The sequence below is a fragment of the Chryseobacterium sp. YR221 genome, assembly GCF_900176315.1.
Lineage (GTDB): Bacteria > Bacteroidota > Bacteroidia > Flavobacteriales > Weeksellaceae > Chryseobacterium > Chryseobacterium rhizosphaerae.
This window is the reverse complement of the sequence record NZ_FWXM01000004.1, coordinates 409,805-435,377: the sequence shown is the minus strand read 5'-3', so window position 1 is coordinate 435,377 and position 25,573 is coordinate 409,805. Positions and strand designations below refer to the sequence as shown.

Genomic DNA, 25,573 nt, shown 5'->3' with positions numbered 1-25,573 from the left:
ATGAAACAAAATCAGCTATGCTAGAAATTATTTTTTAATCAGTTTTTGCTGATACATTGCTTTATCCGTCACTGCTTTTAGAATATACATTCCTTTTGGTAACATACTCATATTGATCTGTCCGTTGCTGAATTGTGTATTCACCAATTTACCTGAAGCATCATAAACAGAAATATTTACAATTTTCTCCTGAGTTTTGATCATAAGAAGATCGGTCACCGGGTTCGGATAGATACTGAACTCCAGTTTTTTCACCTCAGCCGTAGCTAACGTAGAGCCAAGACTGTTTACGGTAATTGTTTTTTCTGCTGTTTTACCATTAGAATTAAAACCGATCACAATACTGGCTGTTCCTGAAGCAATAGGAGTAAGTACCAGCTCATCATTATTATTGATAACTGCAGAAACGACTGCCTGATTGTCATTTGATTTTATGGTCTTCACAATTGAAGCTGTATTATTGTCTTCATCAGAAACCACTGTTTTCAAATCAATTGTAGTCACGTTTCCTACTGTAACCTGTGAAGGCAAAGTATTGTTCACCACCGGAACTGTATTATCCGGGAATACTGTTAATGCAGGGAACCAGTAATAGTCATTCAATATTCTCGTATTGGTAAGGTTACCATTAGCATCATAGATATGAACCCAGTTTTTTTGATAATGACCCCCTGTTTCGGTAGTATTTACAATAAGTTCTCCTGTCACTGGATTTACACGTAATCCTGCTCCATAAGGAGTCTGCTTATAAGTTCCTGTCTGTCCCGGAATGGTAATAAAATTTTCATTAAAGGTTTTAGCCGTCACATCAAATTTAACAATTCTGTTTCCAGAACCCCAACCTGCAGATATAAACCAATAGAGTGTATTTTCTGTGTTGCTTGCTGAAAAACTTCCTGCATTCCATGCTCCCCAAGGATCAGGATATGTTGTGGTAGGAATAGCATAAGACTGAACGGCAAAAGTAGTAGGATGGATATTTACTACCGCCTGGCTCTTAATGGCCCAGATACTTCCGTCTTTAGCCTGAGTAACAGAATAGAAGTCTCCGGTAATGGTTGTAACAAGGGTATCGGTTTTAGGATCAATGACTAAAATACCTTCTCCCTGTTTCACTGCAAATACATATTGTGAAGTACGTATCATGTTTCCCATCTGATCACTGTAAGGCCCCCCTGTACCTGCCGTACCTGGAATTAAGCCCCCAACCTGAAGGTTGTCAATATTAAATAAATAGACTCCATTGGAAGCCCCGATATATCCTTTATGCTCATTTACTCCTACAAATGATCTTCCATCACCACCTCCGATATCGTTAAAACTGGCTATTTTTTGCATGGTTTGTGCATTAGCAACTACCAGTCTTCCTCCAGGTGTATATTGTACATCTCCAGGGTCAGCCTCTTGCTTTGATACAAAGTAAAACTTATCCCCATAAATTGTTCCAAATTGGGTAGTGGCTCCAAAAGCATGGTTGTTATTGGCTGCACTGTATACACGGTAATTGATCTGCCCGTTATTATCTATGAAGTTTACTGATCCGTTTGTATGACCGAACCATTCTTCGTTAACGATAAAGAAGCCCTCAGTAAAACTTGTCGGATTCAGACGATTAGTAGGGTTCATCAGACTCATAAGGCCCGCAGAAGCAACATAAGGAGAAACCGGGGTCATCGTAGAAGAAATGGGAACTGAAGTGAACGAAGGATTGAAATTCCATACATCCCAAGAACCGTTTTGTAGGGTACGGGAAGAAGCTCCTACACCGGAGTATCCAAAATTAGCACTTGCAGGATTTTTTATCCAATAAGACCAGTATCCTTTAGTTGCCCATCCGGACTGCCAGTGGTCATTAGCATCCACTCCGGTATAATTATCAAAATTATATGCAGTGGTATTAACGATTCCGTTTACCGGAGAAATCGGGGATGCTGTATTTCCGTTATAATACAGGGCATTGAGATTTTGTCCGTCAAGATCGAAACCAAAACCTCCAACTGCCGTTCCCTGTGGTGTCCCCTGGTAAAGTAACGTGAAAAGTCTATGATCTTCTTTAGCAATTGCTTTAATCATATCTGCACCTGTAGCCGTTCCGTTCCATCTGAATCCCCAAACCAGAGCATCCGGATTTTTACTATCATTCCATTGTACCACAAAAGCAGCTTCGTTTGAACCGGTTCCTACCCAATACTTAATATCGGAAAAACTGATTGATGGTGCTACAGCTGCTCTTAGCTGACTTGTTTCCGTTCCCTGAATGTCATTTCGGAGAACCCCCTGGACTTTTATCTGTGCATTCGTGAAAAATGCAAATAGAAAAAGCAGAGTAAAAAGATAAAACTTTTTCATTTCTATTAATTTAAAATTTATTGTATTGTCTACTGTTATTTAAAGTATAAATCATAAGCTCCTGAAACTTCTGTAGAAACTTCTCCTACCCATCCGGCTTCCTGATTGATTCCTGTGTATACTTTCACAAAGTCGATACCCGGAAGTTTTACGTATCTTCCGTTCCTGTCTACCGCCCAGGAAATATCAATATTGGAAGCATCATCTTTATTTGGAGCGTTGTCTGCATAACCAAATTCATATGATTTTCCTACCCAATACGACCCCGTTCCGCTTTGATCATAATAATTGTCTTTAAGCTTAGTACCCTTAAAACTGTAAGAAGCCTCGGAAAACCATAAAGGATAATAACTTTGTAAGTGGAACATATTCTTTGTTTTAAATCCATTATTTCCCAGATTATCCTGCCACTTGATGTATTCTGTGTCAACTTGCCAGCCCAAATTTCCAGGAACAGGAGGCTTATTCTCATTAGGCTTGAAATACGTTATGCTATAATCCTTTACTGTTGTATTTTTAAAATGCTCACTTCCTGCAATTTCGTACCATTCATTATCATCAGGTTTTCCGTTTTTGTTTCTGTCGTAGGCCACGACAATGATTCCTGGTTCACAGGATCCTGAACGGGGGTCAGCTGCAGCATTTCCAAAGAAGGCATTTCCGAGGATTTTAAAATCTCTTCCATTCAGATTGGGAATCGTATGATCAAATCCAAAAACGACATAGCCTCCGAACCCCCCAAGACTTATTTCTTGAAAACTGGAACCTATCAAAGATTCTCTCGCTTTCTGAAGCATATTTTCAGCTGTATTTCCCGGTTCATATTCGGGAATCTTATTCATAAACTGTCCGGGAGCAGGACGATAATCAAAAACCTTAGCTATATATTTGCTGTAGGTAGCCGTTTCCTTTTCTACCACTATTTTAGAATGATAGGTATGAACATTCCCATTATTCTCTATCTTAAGTGTCAATGGATAGGTAGCGACTACCGGACTGATAAATTCAAGTTCTGAACTTTGAGAAACAATCGAGTCGTTCACACTCCAGGTAAAGTTTCCTGAAATATGAGTCGGAATACTCAGAACTTCAAAACGTTCTATAATATAAGAGTCATCCAACCCGTTAAATACAAAATTCTCCTCATCATCATGCTTACAACCTATCATTCCTATGAGAAGAAATGATAAAAACCCTGTTTTTAAATAGGTAAAAGTTTTGATCTTCATGTTTATCAGTTTTAATTATTTATAGAGAAAAGTAAAATGAGCAGGGATATTTCCTCCCTCGGTTTTCCATTTGAAATGGCCATTTTTATCGAAACAGTACACAAAACCCATTGCAACGTAGTTTCGGGCATCAGTAATATAAACATCCTCTGTAATTGGGTTTACAGCAATTCCGTAAGGGGTTTTAATGGCATTTTCATATTCCTTATCAAAAATCCTGTTAGAAATAATCTGTTCTGTTTTTACATCAATAATCCCGAATGTTTTTTGAGAGGTATGGGTATTGTAATTGAATTCATTTCCATAGAAATAAAGTTTATCATTTACAATCGTCATCTCACTTACTGCAATATGGAAATCTTTTTTTATCATCCCCGTTGCAGCATCAATCAGATATAAACTGGAGGGCACCGAGTAATAATCTCCCCGGGAGCTTACATACAGATCTCCATAATTGTCTTTTTTAAGCCGGTGGAGGTTAATAGCAACATCTATTTTTCTTGTTTCTGTAAAACTATTTAAATCGATTACGGAAACTGTTCTGTCGTAATTTGGAGCCATATAGCCTCCGGAATTGGCAACAAAAAGCTGATCTCCTACAATCTCTATTTCCTCAGGCTGGTATCCTACTGTGGCCTGACGCTGTATAGACAGGGAAGCTGTATCGATTTCCACTATTTTCCCTTTAGGTGCATTAGGATTGACATCTACAGGTCCTGCATAACTGCTGGCATAGCCCTTTCCGTTTTTAAATGTTATATATCTGCAGTTCTGTAAGGGAATAGATGTTATCCGTTTAGCTGTTTTAGCATCCAGCACTTCAATTTTATTGGAAACATTGACTACGATATACAGCTTACTTCCATAAATTTTAATATCATTTCCTACGTCCCCCAATTCTTTGATCACATTAGGGTTCACCTCGGCATAGATATTCCGATAGTAAGTTCCTTTGGTATAATCGAAAAAGTCAAGCGTACATTTATTGCTTCCCATATTCCCTTCATTCAATACGTAAAAGCCTTTAATGGCAGTATTTTCCGGTGCTGCCAACCCTTCTACCACTTCCTGACGGACGATAATATCATCGGTACGGCAGGCCACAAGAAAAACCAATATGAAGAGGAGAAGACAGAAGTTTATTTTTCTCATAAGGTGAAGTTTAAAGTAATTTTAAAATTTCTTCCCGGCATGGGATAGTTTCTGACCACATCATAATATTGATTGAAAATATTATTCATTTCAAGACTTAGTTTAAACCGATGTCCTGAGTAGTCGAATTTTTTCTGAACGGATAAATCATGGGTATACCAGGGCTGAACAAAATTGTACTGAATATTATCCTGCTGCCCGTCATAGCGTTCCCCAACATAGATCACACTGTAATTGAAACTCCAGTCACGGTAATCCGCCATCAGCGTAAAAGATCCACTGTGCCAAGGGGTATAAGGGATCTGTTTTTTATAAAAGGTATCACCCGGGCTTATATCATCTCCCGGATTACTGATATCTTTTGCACTCTGATAGGTATAAGAAAGCAACGGTTTAATTTTCACTTTGCCCCACATCATTTCAGCCTGGACATTCACATCTGTACCTATGATGTCAACCAGCCCAAGGTTCATCATCATCCAGCGGAACATATTTCCTGTGGGTGCTGCAACAATTTTATCTTTTACCCGGTTGTAATAACCATCTACCTTGGCATAAAAAGCTTTAAAGACAGGATGATTATATTTCTTCTGATAGGTAAACCCCAAATCATACTGCGTCGTAAACTCAGGCTTTAGAAAAGTACTTCCGATATTGGTATAATAAAGATCATTGAAGGTGGGAAGTCTGAAAATCTTTTTATAGAAAGCTCTAAAGGTAAGCTCCGGAACAATAGCCGGCTGGTAGCTCATAAAAATAGCAGGAGTCCATTCACTTCTATCCTCAGGTCTTTTATTTCGTTCCACTTCTTCAAAAGTAAAAGTACCTAACAGACTTCCTAAAACTTTAAACCTGTTCCATTGATAGGTCGTAGCCAAAGCCACCAATGTGGTATACCGGGTAGGATAAGAAAATTGATATAGATCTGCATCCAGATTATTGTATTGGAAATCTGCACTCAAGCTAATGTCCCAATGGGAATTCACTGTATATAAATTGGAAGATGAAATATACAGCTCCCTTTGAATGTAGGTATTATCTGAATATTTAACCAACTGAGACTGTACCGTATCAAGAAAACGGGTATAATCGTAAGCGAATTTTGCTTTAAGCTGAGTTTCGAATTTAGGGAAAAGCTTTTTCCTCAGGTTGGCCTGTACAAAATAATTCTCATCAAACATTCTTGCCCCTCGCCCGTCAAAACGGCTATTCACAACAGGAGCAGGAACACCCCGATTGGAAATATAGCCATAGCCACGGATATTCCAGCTTCCATTATTTAAAGTACCATTCAAAGAGGTTTCAAAACGTTTGGCTTTAATATCAGAGTCTCTTCTTTTAGCTATTGTATCATAGGCAGGCTCTCCGTTAGGATATTTTTTTGCATACCGGTATCTGTAAATACCATCACTTTGCAGAAATTCAGCACTAAAACTTGTGGAAATTCTTGGTGATAGTTTCTGTTCTAAACGGAAAGAAGGATTGAATAAATCAATTGATGCACTTTTTGCCCTCAAAACAAGATTTGTTTTTCGTGTTCCGGTAAAAACAGGTGTTTTAGGCTGCAAATAAATAGAACCTGATGATCCGAAATCCCTGGCGGGCTGAAAGATCTCACTTTTCTGACCGTTGTATAATGATATTTCTTCCAGATCATCCAAAGAATATCTTCCCAGATCCACAAGACCGTTCTGAGCATTTCCCAATTGAATGCCATCATAAAAAACCCCTACATGCTGGCTTCCCATACTTCGGATATTAATGGTCTTGAGCCCTCCTATTCCACCGTAGTCCTTGATCTGAACACCGGAAAAGTACCGTAAGGCATCTGCCACAGAGTGGCTGTTCAGTCTTTCAAGCTCTTCTCCCTGCAATACCTGAGCAGGAACAATTTCTTTAAAGTTCTTTTTGTAAATATTGACAGCCTTAATAGCTTCTTCCTTTAAGGTGTCTTTTTTCTTTATTTGAGAAAACAAGAATTGTGATGTTAACACAAATATTGTGAAAACAACTTTATGAAGTTGAGATGTAGTCAGTTTTGCCACCATTAGCTCATTCAGGGATAATGATGACGCTAATGGATATTAGAAAGCAATGACAAAGCACAGCATGTACTGCACAGAATCATTGTAGTCCTAAAGCTTTATTCCACGAAAGCGTCAAACGTTTATTTATTCTGGCAGGTCTTCTGACTTACTCCATTTTTGAAATCCTTCCCATTAAAAAAACAGTGGATATAATCTTCAAAAACTTTGGTATGGAGCTTACAGCAGCGGGTCTGTTCCGGATTTTCACCGGATTCCCTTTTAAGAGCTTTTTACAGCTCGCCAAATTTCGGCAAAGATATAAAATTCCGGTCAGATACAATACAACGCAGAATAAAATGATTATCAATACATAAACATGAAAAATCCCGTTATTTTCTAACGGGATTTTTCATGAACTTCAATCATCAATTCTGTTGAATTGTTTTGCTCTTATCTATACTTATTTTTTCACAAATTCACGATCGCTCAGGGTTTTCATAAATAAGATAAGATTAGTCTTTTCCTGCTCTGAGAGAGGAATTTTGTTTCCATTGTTTTTAAAGACCGGATCAAGATTATCGGCATCCAGAACACCTTTATCAAAATAATCAAGAACGGCTCTTAAAGTTGGAAACTGTCCAAAACTTCCATAAGGAGCTGTATGTTCTACATTTCGTAATGAAGGCACCCGAAAGCTCATATAATCTCCCGGAAGACCCGTCACTCTTCCACGTCCGGCCTCATTGGTATTGGGGTTCACAGGAAAACCGATATTTCTAAAGCTCTGATCGGTAAAAAGTTCTGTACTATGACAGCTTGCACATTTTTGCTGAAAGGTCTGATATCCCTGAGCTTCGTTTCCTGTAAAAACCTCTCCTTCATTTCGTCTTACTCTGTCGTATTTACTATTGGCAGAAATCAGTGTATACTCGTATTGTGCAATACTTTTATAAATTCTTTCCGCAGTAACGGTTTCATCTCCAAATGCCTTTCTGAATAAATCTCTATACATAAGATCAGTCTTTATTTTGCCAATCACCTCCAAAATAGAAGAACCCATTTCTTCATGAGTGATAATAGGAACCAGCGGTTGATTTTCCAGTTGAAGAATATTCCCGTCCCAATTATAAAAATTCAAAAACATCATGTTCTGAATAGCCGGTACATTCCGTAAGCCTAGTCTATTCTCAATACCTACCGCCTGCGCATTGTTATCGGCAAAAGCATTTCCCTGAATGTGACAGCTGGAACAGGATATTGTATTATCTGCACTGAGTTTTTTATCCTGAAATAACTTCTCCCCCAGCTCTACTCCATATTTTGTAGGCATATTAGATTTCACCGAATTATTTAGTTCCGGAAAGCCAAAAGGAATATTGAGTGATACTTGAGGATTATCATAAGAAACAGGCTCATAATAATCGTTATTACAAGATATTAACAATATAAAAATCGCTAAAATGCTTACTCCTTTTTTCATTACAACAGAGATGAATCTAGTTTTCAACACCAGTCACTGAAAACATTCCTGAAATATCACCGGATCCGTTTCCGCCAAGGTTATCCACAAATTTTACCATTTGATTGGCCGTATGGATATTCGGAGTGGCATTCCCATCCGATCCAGTTCCAGTAACCAGTACAATCGTGTTGATCTTACCTGTCAACAGTTTATCAAAATCTGCTTTAACAGTAATTTTAGGGGCTTTATGATCTACTATTGCATGGGTAGGCAGGTCTAGGGTAACATCTCTGTATGCATCTACTCCCTGGGTAAAATTCCCTTCCGATCCTTTGATGGTGCTTCCTGTATGGATAGACATCTGTTTATGATCTGTCCCATAGAAACCTTCAATCTTTGTAAAACGATAACCGGCTCCCCATTCCCACATCATTTGGGTGTCATTAGAACCGGCAGTTGCATAGAATTTTGGAAACCTCATCTGATCCAGTACATTCAGTTCTCTTTTTACTCCTAATCCGAATTTGATCCTTTTATATTCCCCAGCAGGGATATTATTCAGAATATAACGAAGCGTTTCCGGTTTTGACTGATCTATTACGGTAGCTCCTTGATCCAGGTCATTAATTTTGTAGGGAACTTCATTACCATCTGCCTTTATCAGACGAATATTACTTATTACATATTTTAGTTCTGAGAAATGATGAACCTGCCCTTCTGCAGAGATATTGGTGGTAGCTGTTCCAGAGGTAGCATCTCCAAGCACAATGGTTGTATTTTTAAAAGTATTATTAAATTCAAGGGTTACATTATTGGCAACAGGATTATCATCACTATTCTGGCAGGAAATTATACCCAGTGAAAAAGCTGATAATAGTAAATATTGTTTTAAGTTTTGCATTGTAAAAATTTTAGTTGTTGTTGTTTTAATTAAAGTTTTTATGATCCTTAAAAACTGAATTGTAAAGAGGTGAAGATATTACGGCCCATTCTTGGAATGTTTCCCCAATCTGCATAGGTGCTGTAATATTTGTTCAACAGGTTTTCTGCTCCCACCTGAAAAACAGTTTTAATTTTTTTGATTTTGAAATTATAATCCACGGAAAAATTCCATACGGCATAGGCTGGAGTCTTGTCTTCTCCATATTCCGGACTATAATTAAGCTGGATAAAATCTCCGTTTACCGAAGTATGGATTCCAACATTATGGTGGGTAAAATGTAAAGAAGTCAAATAACTCAACGGGCGGATAAAAGGTAAGTTTTTCCCTTTATCATCTCTTCCGCGGGCGTACGTTAAACTTCCCTTCCAATGCAGTTCCGGCAAAATGCTATAGCTTGTATTCAGAGACATATTAAAAAGTGTCGCATGATCCAGAGAAGTATAAGCCTTCACTCCTACCGATTGATAATTCATGGGACTTCCGAGACTTAAAATTTTTCCAATGATATAATTCTGAATATAGAAGTAATTCACTTTAGCTTCAATACTCATCTTTTCATTTTTAAAACCTGCACTGGCATTGGTTTCGTAAGAAATTTCATTTTTTAAATCAGGATTTCCGATATAATCATATCGATCAAAACTATTGTAGATATAATATCCATAGCCTTCTGAAACGGAAGGTGCTCTATGTCCATACCCCGTTCCCACAGAAAAACTAAAATGATCCTCTGTGAATTGGTATCCAGCATGTAAACTTGGAAGAATTCTCGTTTTTTGCTGAGATGCTCCCGGGTGAAAAATCCAATTGAATTCTACATATTTGGACTCATTATAGTTCAGTCCTAACGATCCACCAAAATTCACACGGCTTTTATCTGATATCTCCCAACTGTTATTCATCGAAAGCCCTGCAAAACGGGTAGTTACCCAGGGCCAGCTGTATGCAAACATTGTCCTGTTCTTCCGATCTTGTGGATACATCCGCATTTCTGCAATGGATGTATTATTGTACATATTGAATTCTATTGCTGAGGTATACCGTTCTTTTTTAAGGTGAATCGATGAAATCAGCCCATATGTGGTACTCCATCCCGGCATATCCATGTGTACAAGATTTTCAGGACGTCTGGTATCATCCATATAATGCTCTATGGTGTTGTAATAGATTTTGGTATCCCAGGATTTAATCAAACCCTCATTAAACAATTGCCTGTAGGAAGCTGATGTAATCATCGCTCTGGAAAGCCATAAATCCATTGGCAATGCAGGAAATCCGACATTTTTTGCCCTATCGAAAATTGCATCCACCCTTACTGAGGATAAAGGACTTGTTTTATAAGCTATTCCAATTGCAGTGTTGAATTTATTATATTGTGAATGATTGACCTCAGCATCATTTCCGTCATAATAATTATCTGCTTTTCTGAAGGAAATACTTCCATCTACCGCAAGTTTATTCCCAGAATAAGAGATATTTCCAAGATTGAAAAATTGTTTATTGTTGAACTCAAAACCTGTCTGATAGGCTCCATTCCACTTTTTTTCAAGACCAAAAGGCGTATTTTTTCTTTTCAGATCAATGCTTCCGGCCACTGTTGCTCCATGTGAACTCCCTTCCTGCCCTGATTTTATATCTATCGCTGAGAGATTATTAGCCTCCAGATAAGAAGTCACCGGATCCATTTTATCAGTGCATGCTCCAAAAACATGCATTCCGTCAATGGTAATAACAGACCGTTCCGTACTCATATTATTGAGTAAAGGTTCCCAGGCATAGGCTCCCCGTTTTATAAAGCTTATTTTTTCTGAAGAAGCGAGAAATTCGTCCACTGAAACGGACATTTTTATATCCGTTTCAATTTTCTTTTTACTGCCCTTTACGTCTACCTGATCTAAAAGAGTGATACTGTCTTTTCGTCCTTTTCTGTTTTGGGCATTCATTAGCATTCCCAAAAACATTAATATAATTCCGAGTTGTTTCATGAAACTAGAATAAGGTATCGATAAAAAGTTCACTTTTAGCTCCCGGAACACCTGGTGTAAAATCAGTGGAAACCTTTGTTCCCTTGATGATTTTTCCATTTTGATCAAGCATAATAAAATTTAATGTCCAGTTCCCTGTCATCGTATAATTAACAACACCATGATACAAACCGTTATTTCCTTGTATTAAATCCTGATTATTGGGAGATGAATGATTTCCCATGGATGGTTCCGGCATTCTGGGGTCCAATTGCAGTGTATAGCCTTTTACCTCTGAATATGAAAACTGTGAAGGATCAGGAAAATCTCCTGTAGAAGTAACAGCCTTATTGTATTTATAAATCCCTGCTACCAGTTTATTTTCTGCAACTTTTGGTTTTTGAGGAGCAATAAGAGCAATATAATATTGTTCTCCGTCATTTCCTGTAAACGATGTCATGTTAAGGTTTTTGTTAGTCTGTTCATTCACGGTAACATCTTTGTTGACCTTATACATTTTTTTGTTCACTGTAAAACTCAAATAAAGCTTCCAGTTCGCTGCGGTATTGCTTATATCAGTAAATACAGAATACCCTGAATAATATTGACCATCCGGCTTGTAATCCAGAGTGTATTGGTAAGGACATGAGGTTTTATTCCCATCAGCTTTTGTCATGATAGGTAAAAAAGTTACATCTGAAACATTGATATTTTCGTTCGTCTGGGTATCAAGAACTTTTAATCTGATTTCATTATACCCTTGATAAAATATTCCGTTTAAAGTCTCGATGCTTATTGTATAACCATCTTTATTGACAGCTGTTGCTTGCTTAAATTCGTAATGTTCCGGAACGACTGTATTGATTTCGCTTTCATAATCCGTTTTGTCGAGAGTGCATGAGACCACTATCAACAGTAAACTCATTATGAAAAGTTGATACATTTTCATTGTTGATTTTTTAGTTGGGTGAATACAATAGAAATACTTTGAATGTTGAAACATTCAGTTTTTTACCACAAAAAGCTTTATAACACTTAGGTTTTTAAAGTTATCCACAGAGTGTTGATAAGTACGCATAACACTTTTGAAAATCAAAAATTTTCAAGTTTTGTGAACTTTCTACGCCATAGGATTTTATGTCTATTCAAGATTCCTTAAATAAACTTTTGTAGTTAATTTTCTATAGGAGAATTCTAAAAAACCGGTGGTTTGAAAATGTGTTTCAGAAACAGAAAAGAATAGGCTGTTTCATAGATGAAATTAGTTTTGGAAACTATAATTTTTCCGGTGATGGCAACCTCTGTGATCTCAGGCAGTGTATAAATATCAAGAATTTTCTGCCCTGAGTTCTTTATTTTATTGAAAGGAGTAGATTCTGGATCAGTATTAGTTTTTGCCAGTTCTTTGCTCAAATAACATTTTCCATTACAATGAAGTTCCGGTTTGCTTTTGTTGACGCACAGAGTATTGACAATATAATTATAATTTACAGCATACTCAGCCAGTGGTATCAGAGGTCTGAATACCATATAGCTAATAAAGAGTATGCTGTAAATTAATTTCATGAATTATTTTTTGCTTAAAGCTTCATCATATCTTTTGCTCACTTCTTTCCAGTTCAGCACATTCCAGATTGCAGAAAGATAATCTGCTCTTTTGTTCTGATATTTCAGATAATAAGCATGTTCCCAAACATCAATTCCCAGAATAGGAGTTCCTTTTTCTTCTACAATATCCATCAATGGATTATCCTGATTAGGAGTAGAGGAAACGAAAAGCTTTCCGTTTTTATCCACAGAAAGCCAAGCCCATCCTGACCCGAAACGATCTGCTCCTGCTTTACTCATTTTCTCTTTGAAAGCATCCATACTTCCGAAAGTTTCAGTAATAGCTTTCGCCAATTTTGCAGAAGGTTGAGTATTCTTCTCTGGAGTAAGGATCGTCCAGAAAAGCTCGTGGTTATAATGTCCACCGGCATTATTTCTTACTGCAGGACTTAATTTTGAAGTCTCAGAAAGAATCTTAATTAAGGTTTCTTTTTCCTGTGGAGTTCCTGCAATCGCTTTATTCAGGTTGCTGGCATACGCTGCACCATGCTTTGAGTAATGGATCTCCATTGTTTGCGCATCTATTGATCCTTCCAATGCATTATATGCATATGGTAGAGGAGTTTGCTTAAATTGAGCCAGTGTAAACTGAGCCGCCAATACTGCTCCTAAAGCAGCTATTTTCATAATCTTCATAACGTTTTGTTGTATGGTTAAACAATATTTTTATTAATAAGAAAGCTTAGGGCTGAAAGTAATTTAGTTGATCTCAGTTAGCAGGCAAATACATACTAAATATCTGCACAGAGGCACTTCAAATCTCCATCTCCCAGCCTATTTCAATAATTTCCTGATATCTTCAATCAGAATTTCGCGGTCAGGGTGATATTTCCCTGTTAGTTTTGGGTTTTTACCTTCGGGATCTTCATAATTCAATCCTGAATAATAGAGGATTGGCATATTCTCTTTATTGTATCGGCAGCGGATGTTTCCTTCCTGATCTACCAATGCAATCATTCCACTGTGGTTAAGACTTTCTCCTTCATCTTCCTGATCTCCTACATAAATATTAAACTTATCCGCAAGGTCCCCGATATATTTTCTATCTCCCGTCAGGAAATGCCAGTTGGGGGATTGAGCTCCAATTCTTTTAGCATGCTCTTTTAGGGCTTCCGGAGTATCATTTTCAGGATCAATACTTATAGAAATAATTCCAAAATCAGGATTATTAATCTGATTCTGAATGGCCTTCATATTGGTATTCATCACAGGACAAATGGTGGGGCATTTACTGAAGAAAAACTCTACCAGATATACTTTTCCCAGCATATCTTTGTTCGTTATTTTTTTAGTGTTCTGATCCGTCAGATTAAAATCAGGAACTTTCATAACAGTATAAAGATTCTTTTTAAAATATCCCATCCCTACTCCAATACCCAGAAAAAGCAAAGCAAAGGCCACAATGGGGATAATAATCTTCGTCTTGTTGTTAGCGTTCTTATTTTTTGGCATATTTTTCAGGGCTTTTTTTGAATTCGTCTTTACAGTAAGCACTGCAAAAACCATAGGTATTGTTTTTATATACGGCAGTGTCTTTCAGGAACTCTGCGGTTTTCATATGACAGATCGGGTCTTCTTCATTCACCACCTGTATATTCTTTAAGTTCTCTTTAGAAGAACTCATATTGCTTTTATGTTTCACCTGAGGTGTTTCTTTAGCACATGACAGTAATGATATTGACAACAAAACTGTCAAAATAATCGGAGATTTCATTTTGATATAAATTGAAATTAATGATACTATTAAATGTAAATGGAATAGACTGTTAGCTTTTGGGAAAGCATAACATTAGGGAAAGCAATCAGGACTCAGTATACTAAGTTCAAGAACACTCCCATCAATAAACTAAAATCATAGTTTAAAGTAAACTTATGCCATGGGAGGATGGAATATTCTGGAAAAATATCCTGACGGATGAAAGTTAAAGTCTTTTGCATCCGGAGTTTTCACAGACAGCTCAAGCTCATTTTCGTATGAAAAAGAAAGGATTTCATGGGAAAGGAAAACATCCAGGCCTGCAATTTTTATCGTTTGACGGCTATTGGATTGTTTTTCTGTTTTTGCCAGTTCTTTTTCCACATAGCATTTTCCTTTACAGGTAGACTGAGGTATATCTCTGTTTTCACAAAGATTTTTTACGATATAGTCATAGTTAACAACATAATTTACCAGTGGCAAAACGGGACGTAATGCAACGGTAAAAATAATGAATATGGAAATGAATACCTTCAACTATTCTGTTCTGTGTTACAAATATACTATTTCAAAATTGTTTTAAACCTTATTTATGATCAATGTCATTTTTATCTCTTGTATGGTTTAGAATTAATTGTAGATGGATAAATTACTGCTTACCGGCTCACTGTTACCTATAAAAATAATAAAACTGTATCTGTTACTGTAATAATATTATCCCGACCTTTGAAACTCTTCTTAAGAATCTATATCATGCTCAAAATAAATTTACATTCATAAGATGGAGGAGCATCAGTTCTGTATAGAAAAGGAAATATCTGACTTTTTTCTTATCAAATAAAAAATTAGTTCTTTATAAAATTTAATCTTGTTAAAAGGCTCTATTGATGTATTTTGGTAGGGCTTTTTTGTTGGTTGTGAAGGAAGAATGATGTTAATCGTATTTTCCAATACCTTTTTTAGCTATTATCTTTTTATATAGATATGAAAAGCTCTGCTGAAAATCAGCAGAGCCGTCATTAAAATCTTATTGTATATTTTATTTGTGTTTTCTTTAAAATTTCATTCTCTGAATCCTCACTGCATTTAAAATTGCCAGCAATGCAACTCCTACATCAGCAAAAACAGCTTCCCACATCGTTGCAAGCCCCCCGGCTCCAAGGATTAAAACAACAGCTTTTACGGCAAAGGCTAAAATAATGTTCTGCCAAACGATTTTTTTGGTCTGTTTACCTATATTGATTGCCATTGGAATTTTGCTGGGTTTATCATCCTGGATCACCACATCTGCCGTTTCAATGGTGGCATCACTTCCCAAACCTCCCATGGCAATTCCCACATCACTTAGGGCAACTACAGGTGCATCATTAACGCCATCTCCAACAAAAGCTACCGTTTGATTTTTAGCTTTAATTTCTTTGACCTTATTCACTTTATCTTCCGGCAGCAAATCCCCGTATGCATTGTCGATACCGAGCTGATCTGCCACATATTTTACCACTGTACTCTTATCGCCACTCAGCATCGTAGCTTTTACATTCATTTTATGCAGTTTGTCAACTGTTTCTTTAGCATCTTCCTTAATGCTGTCTGCAATGGTAATATATCCTGCAAACTTTCGGTCATACGCTATGGCGATAATGGTATACACAATATTGGCATGGTTGATATCATAGCCGATGTTGAATTTATCCATTAATTTAAAGTTCCCTACCAAAAGTTCGTTCCCATTGACCGTAGCTTTCAGACCATGGCCTGCAATTTCCTCTACATTTTCCAAAGGAATAGAATGATTGATATCTCCTACATAATTGTGAATGGCAGTGGCTACAGGGTGAGTACTTTTACTTTCCAGGACATTGACCATCTGAAGGATTTCATCTTTGTTAAACTCAGGGGTAATACTTACTTCCTGAACTTTGAAAACTCCTTCCGTCATAGTTCCGGTTTTATCCATCACCACATTTTGAATTTCTGCGATACTATCCAGGAAATTACTTCCTTTAAACAGAATTCCGTTCCGGCTTGCAGCCCCTATTCCTCCGAAATAACCTAACGGAATAGAAATGACCAATGCACAAGGGCAAGAAATTACCAGGAAGATCAGGGATCTGTATAACCAATCTCTGAACTGGTAGTCACTGACAAAGAAATAAGGTAATAAACAGATTCCTATGGCCAGCAGTACAACAATTGGTGTGTATACTTTAGCAAATTTTCTGATAAATAATTCCGTAGGTGCTTTTTGCGCTGTGGCATTCTGAACCAGCTCCAATATTTTACTTAGCTTACTGTCTTCATACGCAGTATTTACTTTAACAAGGGCAATACTATTCATATTGATCATCCCTGCCAGCACTGCTTCTCCTTTATTCTTGGTATCAGGTTTACTTTCTCCTGTTAAAGCTGCCGTATTGAATGAGGCCGCATCTGAAAGCAATTCGCCATCCAAAGCCAGTTTCTCCCCAGGCTTCAACTGGATAACATCTCCTATTTTTGTTTCTTTCGCTTTTATGGTTTTGGGCTGATTGTTTTCAATAACCGTTACCTCATCAGGACGTTGATCCAATAAAGCCTTTATATTTCCTTTTGCTCTGGTTACTGCCATAGACTGGAAAACTTCCCCTACAGCATAAAACAGCATTACGGCAACTCCTTCCGGATATTCTCCAATGGCAAAAGCACCAATGGTAGCAATTCCCATCAGGAAAAACTCGGAAAAAACATCTCCTTTAATGATACTTTTATAAGCATCTTTCAACACAGGAAGCCCTACAGGAATATAAGCTGCCAGGAACCATACTAACCGTACCCATCCGGTAAACCATGTGGGTTTTATATAATTGTCAAAAGCAATTCCTAATAATAAAAGAGCAAATGATATGATAGCCGGAAGAAACATCTGAAAGACCGTCTGATCTCCGGAATCATGGGAGTGGTCGTGTCCGTCATGATCATGCCCATCTCCTTCTGAATGATTATGTTTTTTGGTTTCTGGTTTTTCCGGGGTTGTGCTACAGCATTTTTCCATAACTGATATTTTTATACAAATTTAATGGTGAGACAGATGCAATGCTATTGCAAACTTTCAAGACAATTTTCGCAGATTCCTTTGGCAAACAGCCTTATTTCATCAATCCTGAAATTGGTCTGAATATTTTCAGGGAAGGAAATATCTTCTTTACACGTAGTTTGTTTACATATTTTACAATAGAAATGGAGATGCCAGTCTTTATGTGTTTTTTCATCACAGTCATCTTCACACAACTTATATTTTGTGGTAGTATTCTCCTGTATACTGTGAACAATACCTTTTTCTTCAAAGGTTTTCAATGTCCTGTAAATGGTGATCCTGTCTGCATTATCAAAATGATTTTCTATTTCAGAAAGAGACAATGCTGCTTCCTGAGAGCTTAAAAAATCATATACCAGAATCCTCATGCTGGTAGGCTTGGTATTTTTAACGATAAGTTTGCTTTCTATATCTTTTTTCATTGTCAACAATTTTAATATTACAGATGCACTTCTGCTTCCTTATATCCTTCCTCCTCTATCTGAAAAGTGGTATGGCTTATTTTAAAGTTTCTGATCGTCTCCTCCGTCAAGGTTTTCAATAATTGATTTTGAGAAACCCCTTCGTTCTTTACAACATGAGCACTCATCGCGTTGACGCTAGAGGTAAGAGACCATACATGAAGATCATGGATATTCTTCACTCCAGGGGTCTGTTCCAATGACTGACGCAGCTTATGAATGTCTACGTCTTTGGGAGTTCCTTCCAATAAAACATTAATTGCTTCTTTCAACAGTTTCCAGGTTCTTGGAAAAATCAGAAACCCAATGGCTGCAGAAATCAAAGGATCTGCATAATACCAACCTGTGGTAAGCATAATAACTCCGGCAATCATTACCCCTACAGAGGTAAGCATATCTGAAAGAACTTCAAAGTAAGCTCCTTTCATATTCAGGCTTCCTTCTGAATCTTTTCTGAGGATCATCATCCCGATAATATTAACTATCAATCCAATTCCTGCTACAATCAGCATCGATTTACTCTGTACCTCAGGTGGACTCTGAAAACGTTTATAAGCTTCAACCAATACATAGATAGAAATTCCCAGTAAAACAACTGCATTAATAACAGCTGCTAATATTTCAGTCCGGTAATATCCATATGTTTTGGAAGGGTCTGCTTTTCTTTCTCCTATTTTTATGGCAATAAATGCCAAAAGCAATCCCACAACATCCGTCAGCATATGGGCTGCATCAGCCAATAATGCAAGACTATTGGTAACTATTCCTCCAATAACCTCAGCAATAAGATAGGTTCCGCTGAGACCGAGTACGATCAGAAGATTCTTTTTATGTCTGCTTGCTGCAGAGGGTGTTTGTATTTGTGTTGGTGTGTTTTCCATATGATCTTTATGGTTTAATTACATTTCATAATACAATGTATTTTCTTTTTTTAAAGGGACATTTTGTTCACCAATCATTTGTCTGATATTGATCTCTATGGTCTGTGCCAAAGACGTCATTGGAGTATCCACCGGGCCGTTTTCAAAAGGGTCCTGCATAATGATTGATGTTTTTTCAATAGCAATGAACATGATCGGAATCAGGAAGGTAATCGCAATTTCCACTACAAGCTGAGAATCGTCCAGCCCAAACGGAAGTATCGCGGCAAATACATAGATCAAAATATGTACTAAAATGCTGTAAGATCTTGGGAAAACGGTATTTTTCAATCTTTCACATTTTCCCATGCTGTCACAAAGTCTTGTGACGATATCATTCAGCTGCATTTGCTGAAAATCCGTTAATTCTTTTGTTGTGGCAATTTCCTTTAGCTGTTTAGAATGAGCATCCAGCAGAGCATTGGGTATATTCATTCCGTTGATATGATTTTTATCCAGATATTCCTGAACTTTTTCTGAGAAGGGTTGCTTTCTGAGAGATTCTCCCAGCGCATATGTCCAGATGATTTGTCTTTCGGCAAAATCTTTTATTGTTTTATCATCTCCCGCAGGTATAAACTGGAGAACCAGTCTTACAAACGTCCTTGAATCATTAACAATAGCTCCCCAAACGGTTCTTGCTTCCCACCATCTTTCGTAAGACTGGGAAGTCCGGAAAGCCAGTAGTAAAGATACAGCTGTTCCTAAGAGTGCGGGAATATTCAAAGGAAGTGAGATTTTTCTAAACCCGGGCAGCATATCCAAAAGACCAATAACCACAGCGAATATTCCGATAAACAGGATCTGAGATTTTATTTCACGGATGAAATACCAGACTGATATTTTTTTGTTTAATAACATAATTCATCATTTATTAAATACAACTTCTCTTTTCACCTTCAGACAGTTTTTACAAGAGCAAAAACGAATATGCAATCAGTTCTAAATTAAGCATAAAAAACGATATTTACCTGATTCCGGTCACATTCATTATGGCTTATTCATGCTCCCCTGAATTCACAAGTTTAGCATTAACAAAAAAGGCACCCTTTACCACAATTTTCGCATCAGCAGAAATCTGACCGATGGGTGTAATTGCTGTATACCCCATATCTGACGTGCCTTTCACTACTTCTATTTTTTCAAAATTCATTGTTTTAGGGTGAGGCTTTCCTTTTTCTTCATGTTCTCCTTCCGGTTTTTTATCGGTTTGTACAAAAACATAATATTTACTGTCCGCTTCTACAATCGCCGAGGTAGGAACGGCTGGTGTAGTACTTTTATCAAGACTCACAATTCCAGTAATATTCATTCCATCAATTAATCCAGCTTTATTTCCAATCACTTCGCAATGCATCGAAATGGTTTTGCTCTCGTTTTCAAATGAAGATCCTATACTATATACTCTTGCATCATATTCTGTTTCGGGGTTATTGGTCAGATTAAAATGTACAATCTGCCCTACCCTCATTTTCGGAAGGTCTTTTTCGAAAATCTGAAGATCCAGGTGAATGGAACCATTATCAATCACAGTGGCTACCGGAGACGAAATATCTACATAGCTTCCGATCTGTGCTGTAATCCCACTGATGGTTCCGCTGATTGGAGCCGTGATAACTAATCCTGATCTCATATTCCCATTGTTTACGCTTCCTGGGCTTATCCCCATCATCTGAAGTTGTTTAAGAAGAGATGCTCTTTTTGTTCTCAAAGTTTTCAGTTCAGCATCTGCACTTTGTAAATTTTTCTTTGCTCCGGCATCATTGTCAAAAAGCTCCCTTTGTCTTCTGAATTCTTGTTCCGCATAGGTTATTCTGCTGTTTGTAGTTAGATAATCTTCCTGAAGCTGTATATATTCCGGATTGGCAATGGTAGCAATCACCTGTCCTTTTTTCACAATACTTCCTACCTGGATATTTAACGTTTTTATGATTCCTCCATATAAAGAAGTAATCGTCGCTTTATTACTGTTAGGAACACTTAGCAGACCATTTGCTTTGATCGTGGATGTGAGTTCTTTCATGTCTACAGTCCCCAGAGCTACTCCTACTGATTGCATCTGTTCTTCTGTTAATGCGGCTATGGTTGCAGGAGCTTCTTCTTTTGGAGTTTCCTTCTGCTCTTTTTTTTCAGGAGTTTTCTCAGCAGCCTTTTCTGCTGAAGCCTCTTTCTTTCCGCAGCTTATGGTGAACAGGGAAATAAGAACAAGGGTTATAATACTATATTTGAGTTTCATATGCACATATTTATTTTTTATAAGATCGTATGCCACTGCTATCTTTATTGGTGATTGTTTACCTGAGAATGTTTTGAATAGCGATTTCATATTATTTATTAATGATTGAATTAATGGTTACTACAGCTTGGTTGACTTGTTGGATCGATTCCAGATATTTCAGCTGAATATTGGTTGCAGTTTGCAAAGCAAAAAGATATTCTACATAAGATATTTCTCCTGTTTTATAACCTAATTGAGCTGCGTTTACAATTTTTTCAGCGTTAGGTATTGCCTGGGTAGTATAATAATCATACTGCTGGATATCCTGCTGATACTGGCTGAATGCATTTTCTAAGTGCGTAGTAAGCTGTTTCTGCTGCATTTTTGCATTAGTCTCAGCAACCTGTTTTTGATATTCCAATGCCTGAATTCTTGCTTTGGTAGCTCCAAATGTCAGGGGAATAGCAACACCTAGGGTAGCAGCACTGAAACGGTTTCCGCTTCCATAGTATCTTTCCTGTCCGTTTACCGTTTGAAAGCCTATCAACGACTGATTTGTATACCCCAAGCTAAAATCAGGAAGCCCCATAGATTTTTCAACCTTTTTATTCTTCTCTGCAATCTCCATATCCTGATATAAAGCCCGTACTGAAGGGTTGTTAGCCACTACTGCACCATCCAATATATTTTCAACTTTCAGAGGTTCATAATTTTGATTGAAAGGCACCTCAAAGTCTTCTGAAGTATTTAAAATTGTTTTTAAATTCTTATAAGCATTAGTTAAATATACCTCATTCTGTCTCAGTAACAGATCAATTTCTCCTTTTTGTGTTTCTGCCGTGTTTATTTCAATTTTTTTAATATCTCCGGCTTTAAATCTTACGGTTGCAATTCTGATAAAATCATCATATACCTTGTCAAGGCTCGTTAGCTGAGCTTTGTTATACTGAAGATATTCAATTTGATAATAATAAGTACGAACCTGTCTTATCAGTTCATTGGTGGTTACTTCTTTATCAATCTGCCTACTTTTAATATTCTCATTGATTAATTCTTTTTTCGCCTTAAAAAGTGTTGGAAAAGGAATACTCTGAGAGATTGCAAAGGACTGGTCAAAATTGCGGCTATTGTATTGACCCAACTGGGCTTCAAAACTTAATTTGGGAAGTTCTTTGGATGTAGGTCTCAATGCTTCAGCTGATTTTATACTTAAATCTTTTGATTTTAAAATTAAATTATTATCCATCGCTATCTGTACGGCCTGATCTACAGACATTGGCTTGGACTGGGCTTTAAAAGTCTGCCCCATCATCATTAATCCTAAAACAAGAACTATAGTAAATGTTCCTGTATTATTGTTTTTTCTTTTCAAAATCTTTGTATTGAAAATGATATACAGCATTGGTAAAACGAATAAGGTAAGGAACGTTGCAGATACCAACCCGCCAATTACCACTGTTGCCAGAGGTTTTTGAACTTCTGCCCCTGCCCCCGTAGAAATAGCCATTGGCAGGAATCCTAATGAAGCCACGGTAGCCGTCATCAAAACCGGTCTTAGCCTGCTCTTCGTTCCTTCATACACTCTTTTCAGGAGGTCTGTTTCCCCTTCTTTTTCAAGTTGATTAAAAGTTCCTATCAAAACGATCCCATTAAGTACGGCTACCCCAAAGAGGGCAATAAATCCTATTCCGGCACTAATACTGAACGGCATATCTCTCAAAAGAAGGGCAAACACCCCTCCAATGGCACTCATCGGAATCGCTGTAAAGATCAGCCCGGCCTGTTTAAATGAACGGAATGTAAAATACAACAGCATAAAAATCAGGAGCAGTGATACCGGAACGGCAATCATCAAACGTTTACTTGCTTCCTGTAAGTTTTCAAATTGTCCACCATAGGTAAAATAATATCCTGATGGTAGCTTGATCTCTTTGTCCAATTTTGCCTGGATATCTTTTACTACACTTTCCACATCGCGACCTTTTACGTTAAATCCTATTACAATTCTACGTTTCCCCAATTCACGGCTGATTTGTGCAGGACCAAGCTTATAGCTGACATTGGCAACCTGTGACAGTGGAATCTGAGCACCAGTAGTAGTAGTAATCATTAAATTATTAACATCTGAAATATCTGACCTGTGGAGGCTGTCAAGACGAACTACTAAATCAAAACGTCTTTCGTTTTCAAAAACCTGCCCGGCAGCTTTACCTGCAAAGGCTGTACTGACCGCATTGTTAACGTCTTCAATATTTAATCCATAATTCGCGATTCTTGTTCTGTCATATTGTACATTGATTTGAGGTAAACCGCTCACTCTTTCAATCTGAGGCGCTGTAGCACCATCAACAGACTGAATGACTTTTCCTACTTTATCAGCATAAACAGCCAGTGAATCAAGGTTTTCACCAAAAATTTTCACGGCAACATCCTGCCTGATTCCGGTCATCAATTCATTGAAACGCATCTGGATAGGTTGATTTTTTTCAAAAAAGACTCCAGGAATTGTCTCTAATTTCTCACTGATCTCATCTGCCAGTTCGTTATACGATTTTTTAGTTTTCCATTCGCTTTGCGGTTTCAATACTACAATCATATCAGTAGCTTCGGGAGGCATCGGATCTGTAGGAACTTCAGCTGATCCTGTTTTTCCTACGACCATTTTCACCTCATCAAATTGTTTGATAATTCTGGAAGCCTGCATTGAGGTTTCAATACTCTGGCTCAATGAGCTTCCTTGTGGCAGAATACAATGGAATGCAAAATCACCTTCCTGTAATTGTGGAATAAATTCTCCCCCCATATTCTTAAAGATGAAAGCAGCAATGACAAAAATCGCAATGGTTGCTGAAACGATAATATATTTTATTCTGATTGCTTTTTGTAATAACGGCTGATAAACCTTCTGGATAGCATTCATCATTTTATCGGAAAGGGTATCTTTATGTGATATTTTTTTAGATAAAAATAATGCACTCATCATCGGAATATATGTGATTGATAATATAGTTGCTCCAATGATCGCAAAACCTACTGTTTTAGCCATAGGGGTAAACATTTTCCCTTCTACACCTGCCAGCGTAAGAATTGGAACGTAAACAATCAGAATGATAATTTGTCCAAATATGGCACTATTCATCATTTTGGAGGCGGCAGTTCCTACTTCCTGATCCATTTGAATCTGATTCAGCATTCCTTTATTTTTATTATGCAACAAATGCAAGGTAGCTTCCACAATAATCACAGCGCCATCTACAATCAATCCAAAATCAATCGCTCCTAAACTCATCAGGTTCGCGCTCACTCCAAAAACATTCATCATACCCAGTGCAAATAACAAGGAAAGTGGAATGGCGGAAGCCACGATAAGTCCTGCTCTCAAATTCCCAAGAAAAACAACAAGTACAAAAATTACAATTAAAGCTCCTTCCATCAGATTTTTTTCCACGGTACTGATGGCTCTGCTTACCAAATCTGTTCTATCCAGAAAAGGTTCTATCACAACATCATCCGGAAGCGATTTTTGGATGGTAGGAATCTTTGCTTTAACATTTTCTACAACCTCGTTACTATTGGCTCCTTTCAACATCATCACGACTCCTCCCACAGCATCTACTTTCCCATTATAGGTTAATGCTCCGTAACGGACAGCACTTCCCAGACGAACATCTGCAACGTCTTTTACAAAAATAGGAACACTACCTGTTTCATTTTTTACGGCTATATTTTTTATATCATCCAGAGAAGCCACCAATCCAATTCCTCTGATAAAATAGGCGTTGGGTTTTTTATCGATATAAGCTCCTCCGGTATTTTGATTATTTTTTTCAAGCGCTGTAAACAGATCACTAATACTTATTCCCATCGCTTTCAAACGGTTGGGATCAATACCTACTTCATATTGTTTTAATTCTCCTCCGAAACTGTTGATTTCAGCAACTCCAGGCGTTCCGTTGAGCTGTCTTCTGACAATCCAGTCCTGCATAGTTCGAAGTTCTTTGGCATTGTATTTTTTCTCACTTCCTTTTTTAGGGTGAAGAATATATTGGTATACTTCTCCTAAACCTGTACTTACCGGGGCGAGTTCAGGAGTTCCTACTCCTTTTGGAATTTCTTCAACTGCACTTTTTAATTGCTCACTGATCAACTGTCTCGCAAAGTAGACATTTACCTCTTCTTTGAATACTACGGTAATCACCGAAAGCCCGAACCTTGAAATACTTCTTGTTTCCTGAATACCGGGCACATTGGCAATGCTCTGCTCTATAGGAAAGGTTACCAACTGCTCTACTTCCTGCCCTGCCAATGTAGGACATACGGTAATGATCTGTACCTGATTATTGGTGATATCCGGTACAGCATCTATTGGCAGTTTGGTGGCACTCCAAACTCCCCAGATGATCCATACTAAGGTCATAAGACCGATGACCACCTTGTTTTTAATACTAAATTTTATTATTTTATCTAACAC

The 25,573-nt window shown here is 37.5% G+C and carries 19 protein-coding genes and 1 riboswitch; all 19 genes read right to left on the bottom strand.

Annotated features, from left to right (window positions below):
* Window positions 1-27: 27 nt before the first annotated feature.
* Entirely contained in the window at window positions 28-2,349 is a 2,322-nt protein-coding gene (locus B8967_RS14305) for a DUF5074 domain-containing protein (protein ID WP_084086552.1), read from the bottom strand.
* Between the two features lie 35 nt (window positions 2,350-2,384).
* Window positions 2,385-3,578 carry a cell surface protein gene (locus B8967_RS14300; protein WP_084086551.1) on the bottom strand — a complete coding sequence of 398 codons (1,194 nt, stop codon included), beginning with the start codon at window positions 3,576-3,578 and terminating at the stop codon, window positions 2,385-2,387.
* A gap of 15 nt (window positions 3,579-3,593) precedes the next feature.
* Entirely contained in the window at window positions 3,594-4,730 is a 1,137-nt protein-coding gene (locus B8967_RS14295; protein ID WP_084086550.1) for a YncE family protein, read from the bottom strand.
* Window positions 4,727-6,706: a TonB-dependent receptor plug domain-containing protein gene (locus B8967_RS14290; RefSeq protein ID WP_317043866.1), complete on the bottom strand. Its 1,980-nt coding sequence runs from the start codon at window positions 6,704-6,706 to the stop codon at window positions 4,727-4,729. Before B8967_RS14290 ends, B8967_RS14295 begins: the two co-directional genes overlap by 4 nt.
* 184 nt (window positions 6,707-6,890) lie before the next feature.
* Window positions 6,891-7,077, bottom strand: a riboswitch (cobalamin riboswitch).
* Window positions 7,078-7,217: 140 nt separating this feature from the next.
* Window positions 7,218-8,237 carry a cytochrome-c peroxidase gene (locus tag B8967_RS14285; protein WP_084086625.1) on the bottom strand — a complete coding sequence of 340 codons (1,020 nt, stop codon included), beginning with the start codon at window positions 8,235-8,237 and terminating at the stop codon, window positions 7,218-7,220.
* Window positions 8,238-8,253: 16 nt separating this feature from the next.
* On the bottom strand, window positions 8,254-9,120 hold the full coding sequence (locus B8967_RS14280) for an MbnP family protein (RefSeq protein ID WP_084086548.1): 867 nt from the start codon (window positions 9,118-9,120) through the stop codon (window positions 8,254-8,256).
* 47 nt (window positions 9,121-9,167) lie between these two features.
* Complete coding sequence (locus tag B8967_RS14275) at window positions 9,168-11,147, bottom strand: TonB-dependent receptor plug domain-containing protein (RefSeq protein WP_084086547.1); 1,980 nt, start codon at window positions 11,145-11,147, stop codon at window positions 9,168-9,170.
* A 4-nt stretch (window positions 11,148-11,151) separates the two neighbouring features.
* Entirely contained in the window at window positions 11,152-12,051 is a 900-nt protein-coding gene (locus B8967_RS14270) for a hypothetical protein (RefSeq protein WP_228406197.1), read from the bottom strand.
* A 269-nt stretch (window positions 12,052-12,320) separates the two neighbouring features.
* A complete protein-coding gene (locus B8967_RS14265; RefSeq protein ID WP_052188471.1) occupies window positions 12,321-12,692 on the bottom strand; it encodes a hypothetical protein in 372 nt (123 codons plus the stop codon).
* 3 nt (window positions 12,693-12,695) lie between these two features.
* Window positions 12,696-13,370, bottom strand: a complete 675-nt coding sequence (locus tag B8967_RS14260; RefSeq protein ID WP_047485007.1) for a superoxide dismutase — start codon at window positions 13,368-13,370, stop codon at window positions 12,696-12,698.
* A 138-nt stretch (window positions 13,371-13,508) separates the two neighbouring features.
* Window positions 13,509-14,186, bottom strand: coding sequence for an SCO family protein (locus B8967_RS14255; RefSeq protein ID WP_115920836.1), 678 nt, complete (start codon window positions 14,184-14,186; stop codon window positions 13,509-13,511).
* The gene (locus B8967_RS14250) at window positions 14,173-14,448 is read right to left on the bottom strand and encodes a YHS domain-containing protein (protein ID WP_047485004.1); all 276 of its coding nucleotides are present in this window, start codon (window positions 14,446-14,448) and stop codon (window positions 14,173-14,175) included. Before B8967_RS14250 ends, B8967_RS14255 begins: the two co-directional genes overlap by 14 nt.
* A 156-nt stretch (window positions 14,449-14,604) precedes the next feature.
* Window positions 14,605-14,967, bottom strand: a complete 363-nt coding sequence (locus B8967_RS14245; RefSeq protein WP_084086545.1) for a hypothetical protein — start codon at window positions 14,965-14,967, stop codon at window positions 14,605-14,607.
* 517 nt (window positions 14,968-15,484) lie between these two features.
* Window positions 15,485-17,461, bottom strand: a complete 1,977-nt coding sequence (locus B8967_RS14240) for a heavy metal translocating P-type ATPase (RefSeq protein ID WP_084086544.1) — start codon at window positions 17,459-17,461, stop codon at window positions 15,485-15,487.
* A gap of 44 nt (window positions 17,462-17,505) precedes the next feature.
* Window positions 17,506-17,925 (bottom strand): Fur family transcriptional regulator, encoded by a 420-nt coding sequence (locus B8967_RS14235; protein ID WP_084086543.1) that lies wholly within the window; start codon window positions 17,923-17,925, stop codon window positions 17,506-17,508.
* Window positions 17,926-17,942: 17 nt separating this feature from the next.
* Window positions 17,943-18,845 carry a cation diffusion facilitator family transporter gene (locus B8967_RS14230; protein ID WP_084086542.1) on the bottom strand — a complete coding sequence of 301 codons (903 nt, stop codon included), beginning with the start codon at window positions 18,843-18,845 and terminating at the stop codon, window positions 17,943-17,945.
* Window positions 18,846-18,863: 18 nt separating this feature from the next.
* On the bottom strand, window positions 18,864-19,745 hold the full coding sequence (locus B8967_RS14225; protein ID WP_084086541.1) for a bestrophin family protein: 882 nt from the start codon (window positions 19,743-19,745) through the stop codon (window positions 18,864-18,866).
* 136 nt (window positions 19,746-19,881) lie between these two features.
* Window positions 19,882-21,120, bottom strand: coding sequence for an efflux RND transporter periplasmic adaptor subunit (locus tag B8967_RS14220; protein ID WP_084086540.1), 1,239 nt, complete (start codon window positions 21,118-21,120; stop codon window positions 19,882-19,884).
* A 91-nt stretch (window positions 21,121-21,211) separates the two neighbouring features.
* On the bottom strand, window positions 21,212-25,573 hold the full coding sequence (locus tag B8967_RS14215; RefSeq protein WP_084086539.1) for a CusA/CzcA family heavy metal efflux RND transporter: 4,362 nt from the start codon (window positions 25,571-25,573) through the stop codon (window positions 21,212-21,214).

Excerpts from the sequence above, each read along its gene's own strand:
- B8967_RS14305 (WP_084086552.1), bottom strand. The coding sequence starts at position 2,349 with ATGAAAAAGTTTTATCTTTTTACTCTGCTTTTTCTATTTGCATTTTTC.
- B8967_RS14300 (WP_084086551.1), bottom strand. The coding sequence starts at position 3,578 with ATGAAGATCAAAACTTTTACCTATTTAAAAACAGGGTTTTTATCATTT.
- B8967_RS14295 (WP_084086550.1), bottom strand. The coding sequence starts at position 4,730 with ATGAGAAAAATAAACTTCTGTCTTCTCCTCTTCATATTGGTTTTTCTT.
- B8967_RS14285 (WP_084086625.1), bottom strand. The coding sequence starts at position 8,237 with ATGAAAAAAGGAGTAAGCATTTTAGCGATTTTTATATTGTTAATATCT.
- B8967_RS14280 (WP_084086548.1), bottom strand. The coding sequence starts at position 9,120 with ATGCAAAACTTAAAACAATATTTACTATTATCAGCTTTTTCACTGGGT.
- B8967_RS14275 (WP_084086547.1), bottom strand. The coding sequence starts at position 11,147 with ATGAAACAACTCGGAATTATATTAATGTTTTTGGGAATGCTAATGAAT.
- B8967_RS14270 (WP_228406197.1), bottom strand. The coding sequence starts at position 12,051 with ATGAGTTTACTGTTGATAGTGGTCTCATGCACTCTCGACAAAACGGAT.
- B8967_RS14265 (WP_052188471.1), bottom strand. The coding sequence starts at position 12,692 with ATGAAATTAATTTACAGCATACTCTTTATTAGCTATATGGTATTCAGA.
- B8967_RS14260 (WP_047485007.1), bottom strand. The coding sequence starts at position 13,370 with ATGAAGATTATGAAAATAGCTGCTTTAGGAGCAGTATTGGCGGCTCAG.
- B8967_RS14255 (WP_115920836.1), bottom strand. The coding sequence starts at position 14,186 with ATGCCAAAAAATAAGAACGCTAACAACAAGACGAAGATTATTATCCCC.
- B8967_RS14250 (WP_047485004.1), bottom strand. The coding sequence starts at position 14,448 with ATGAAATCTCCGATTATTTTGACAGTTTTGTTGTCAATATCATTACTG.
- B8967_RS14240 (WP_084086544.1), bottom strand. The coding sequence starts at position 17,461 with ATGGAAAAATGCTGTAGCACAACCCCGGAAAAACCAGAAACCAAAAAA.
- B8967_RS14235 (WP_084086543.1), bottom strand. The coding sequence starts at position 17,925 with ATGAAAAAAGATATAGAAAGCAAACTTATCGTTAAAAATACCAAGCCT.
- B8967_RS14230 (WP_084086542.1), bottom strand. The coding sequence starts at position 18,845 with ATGGAAAACACACCAACACAAATACAAACACCCTCTGCAGCAAGCAGA.
- B8967_RS14225 (WP_084086541.1), bottom strand. The coding sequence starts at position 19,745 with ATGTTATTAAACAAAAAAATATCAGTCTGGTATTTCATCCGTGAAATA.
- B8967_RS14220 (WP_084086540.1), bottom strand. The coding sequence starts at position 21,120 with ATGAAACTCAAATATAGTATTATAACCCTTGTTCTTATTTCCCTGTTC.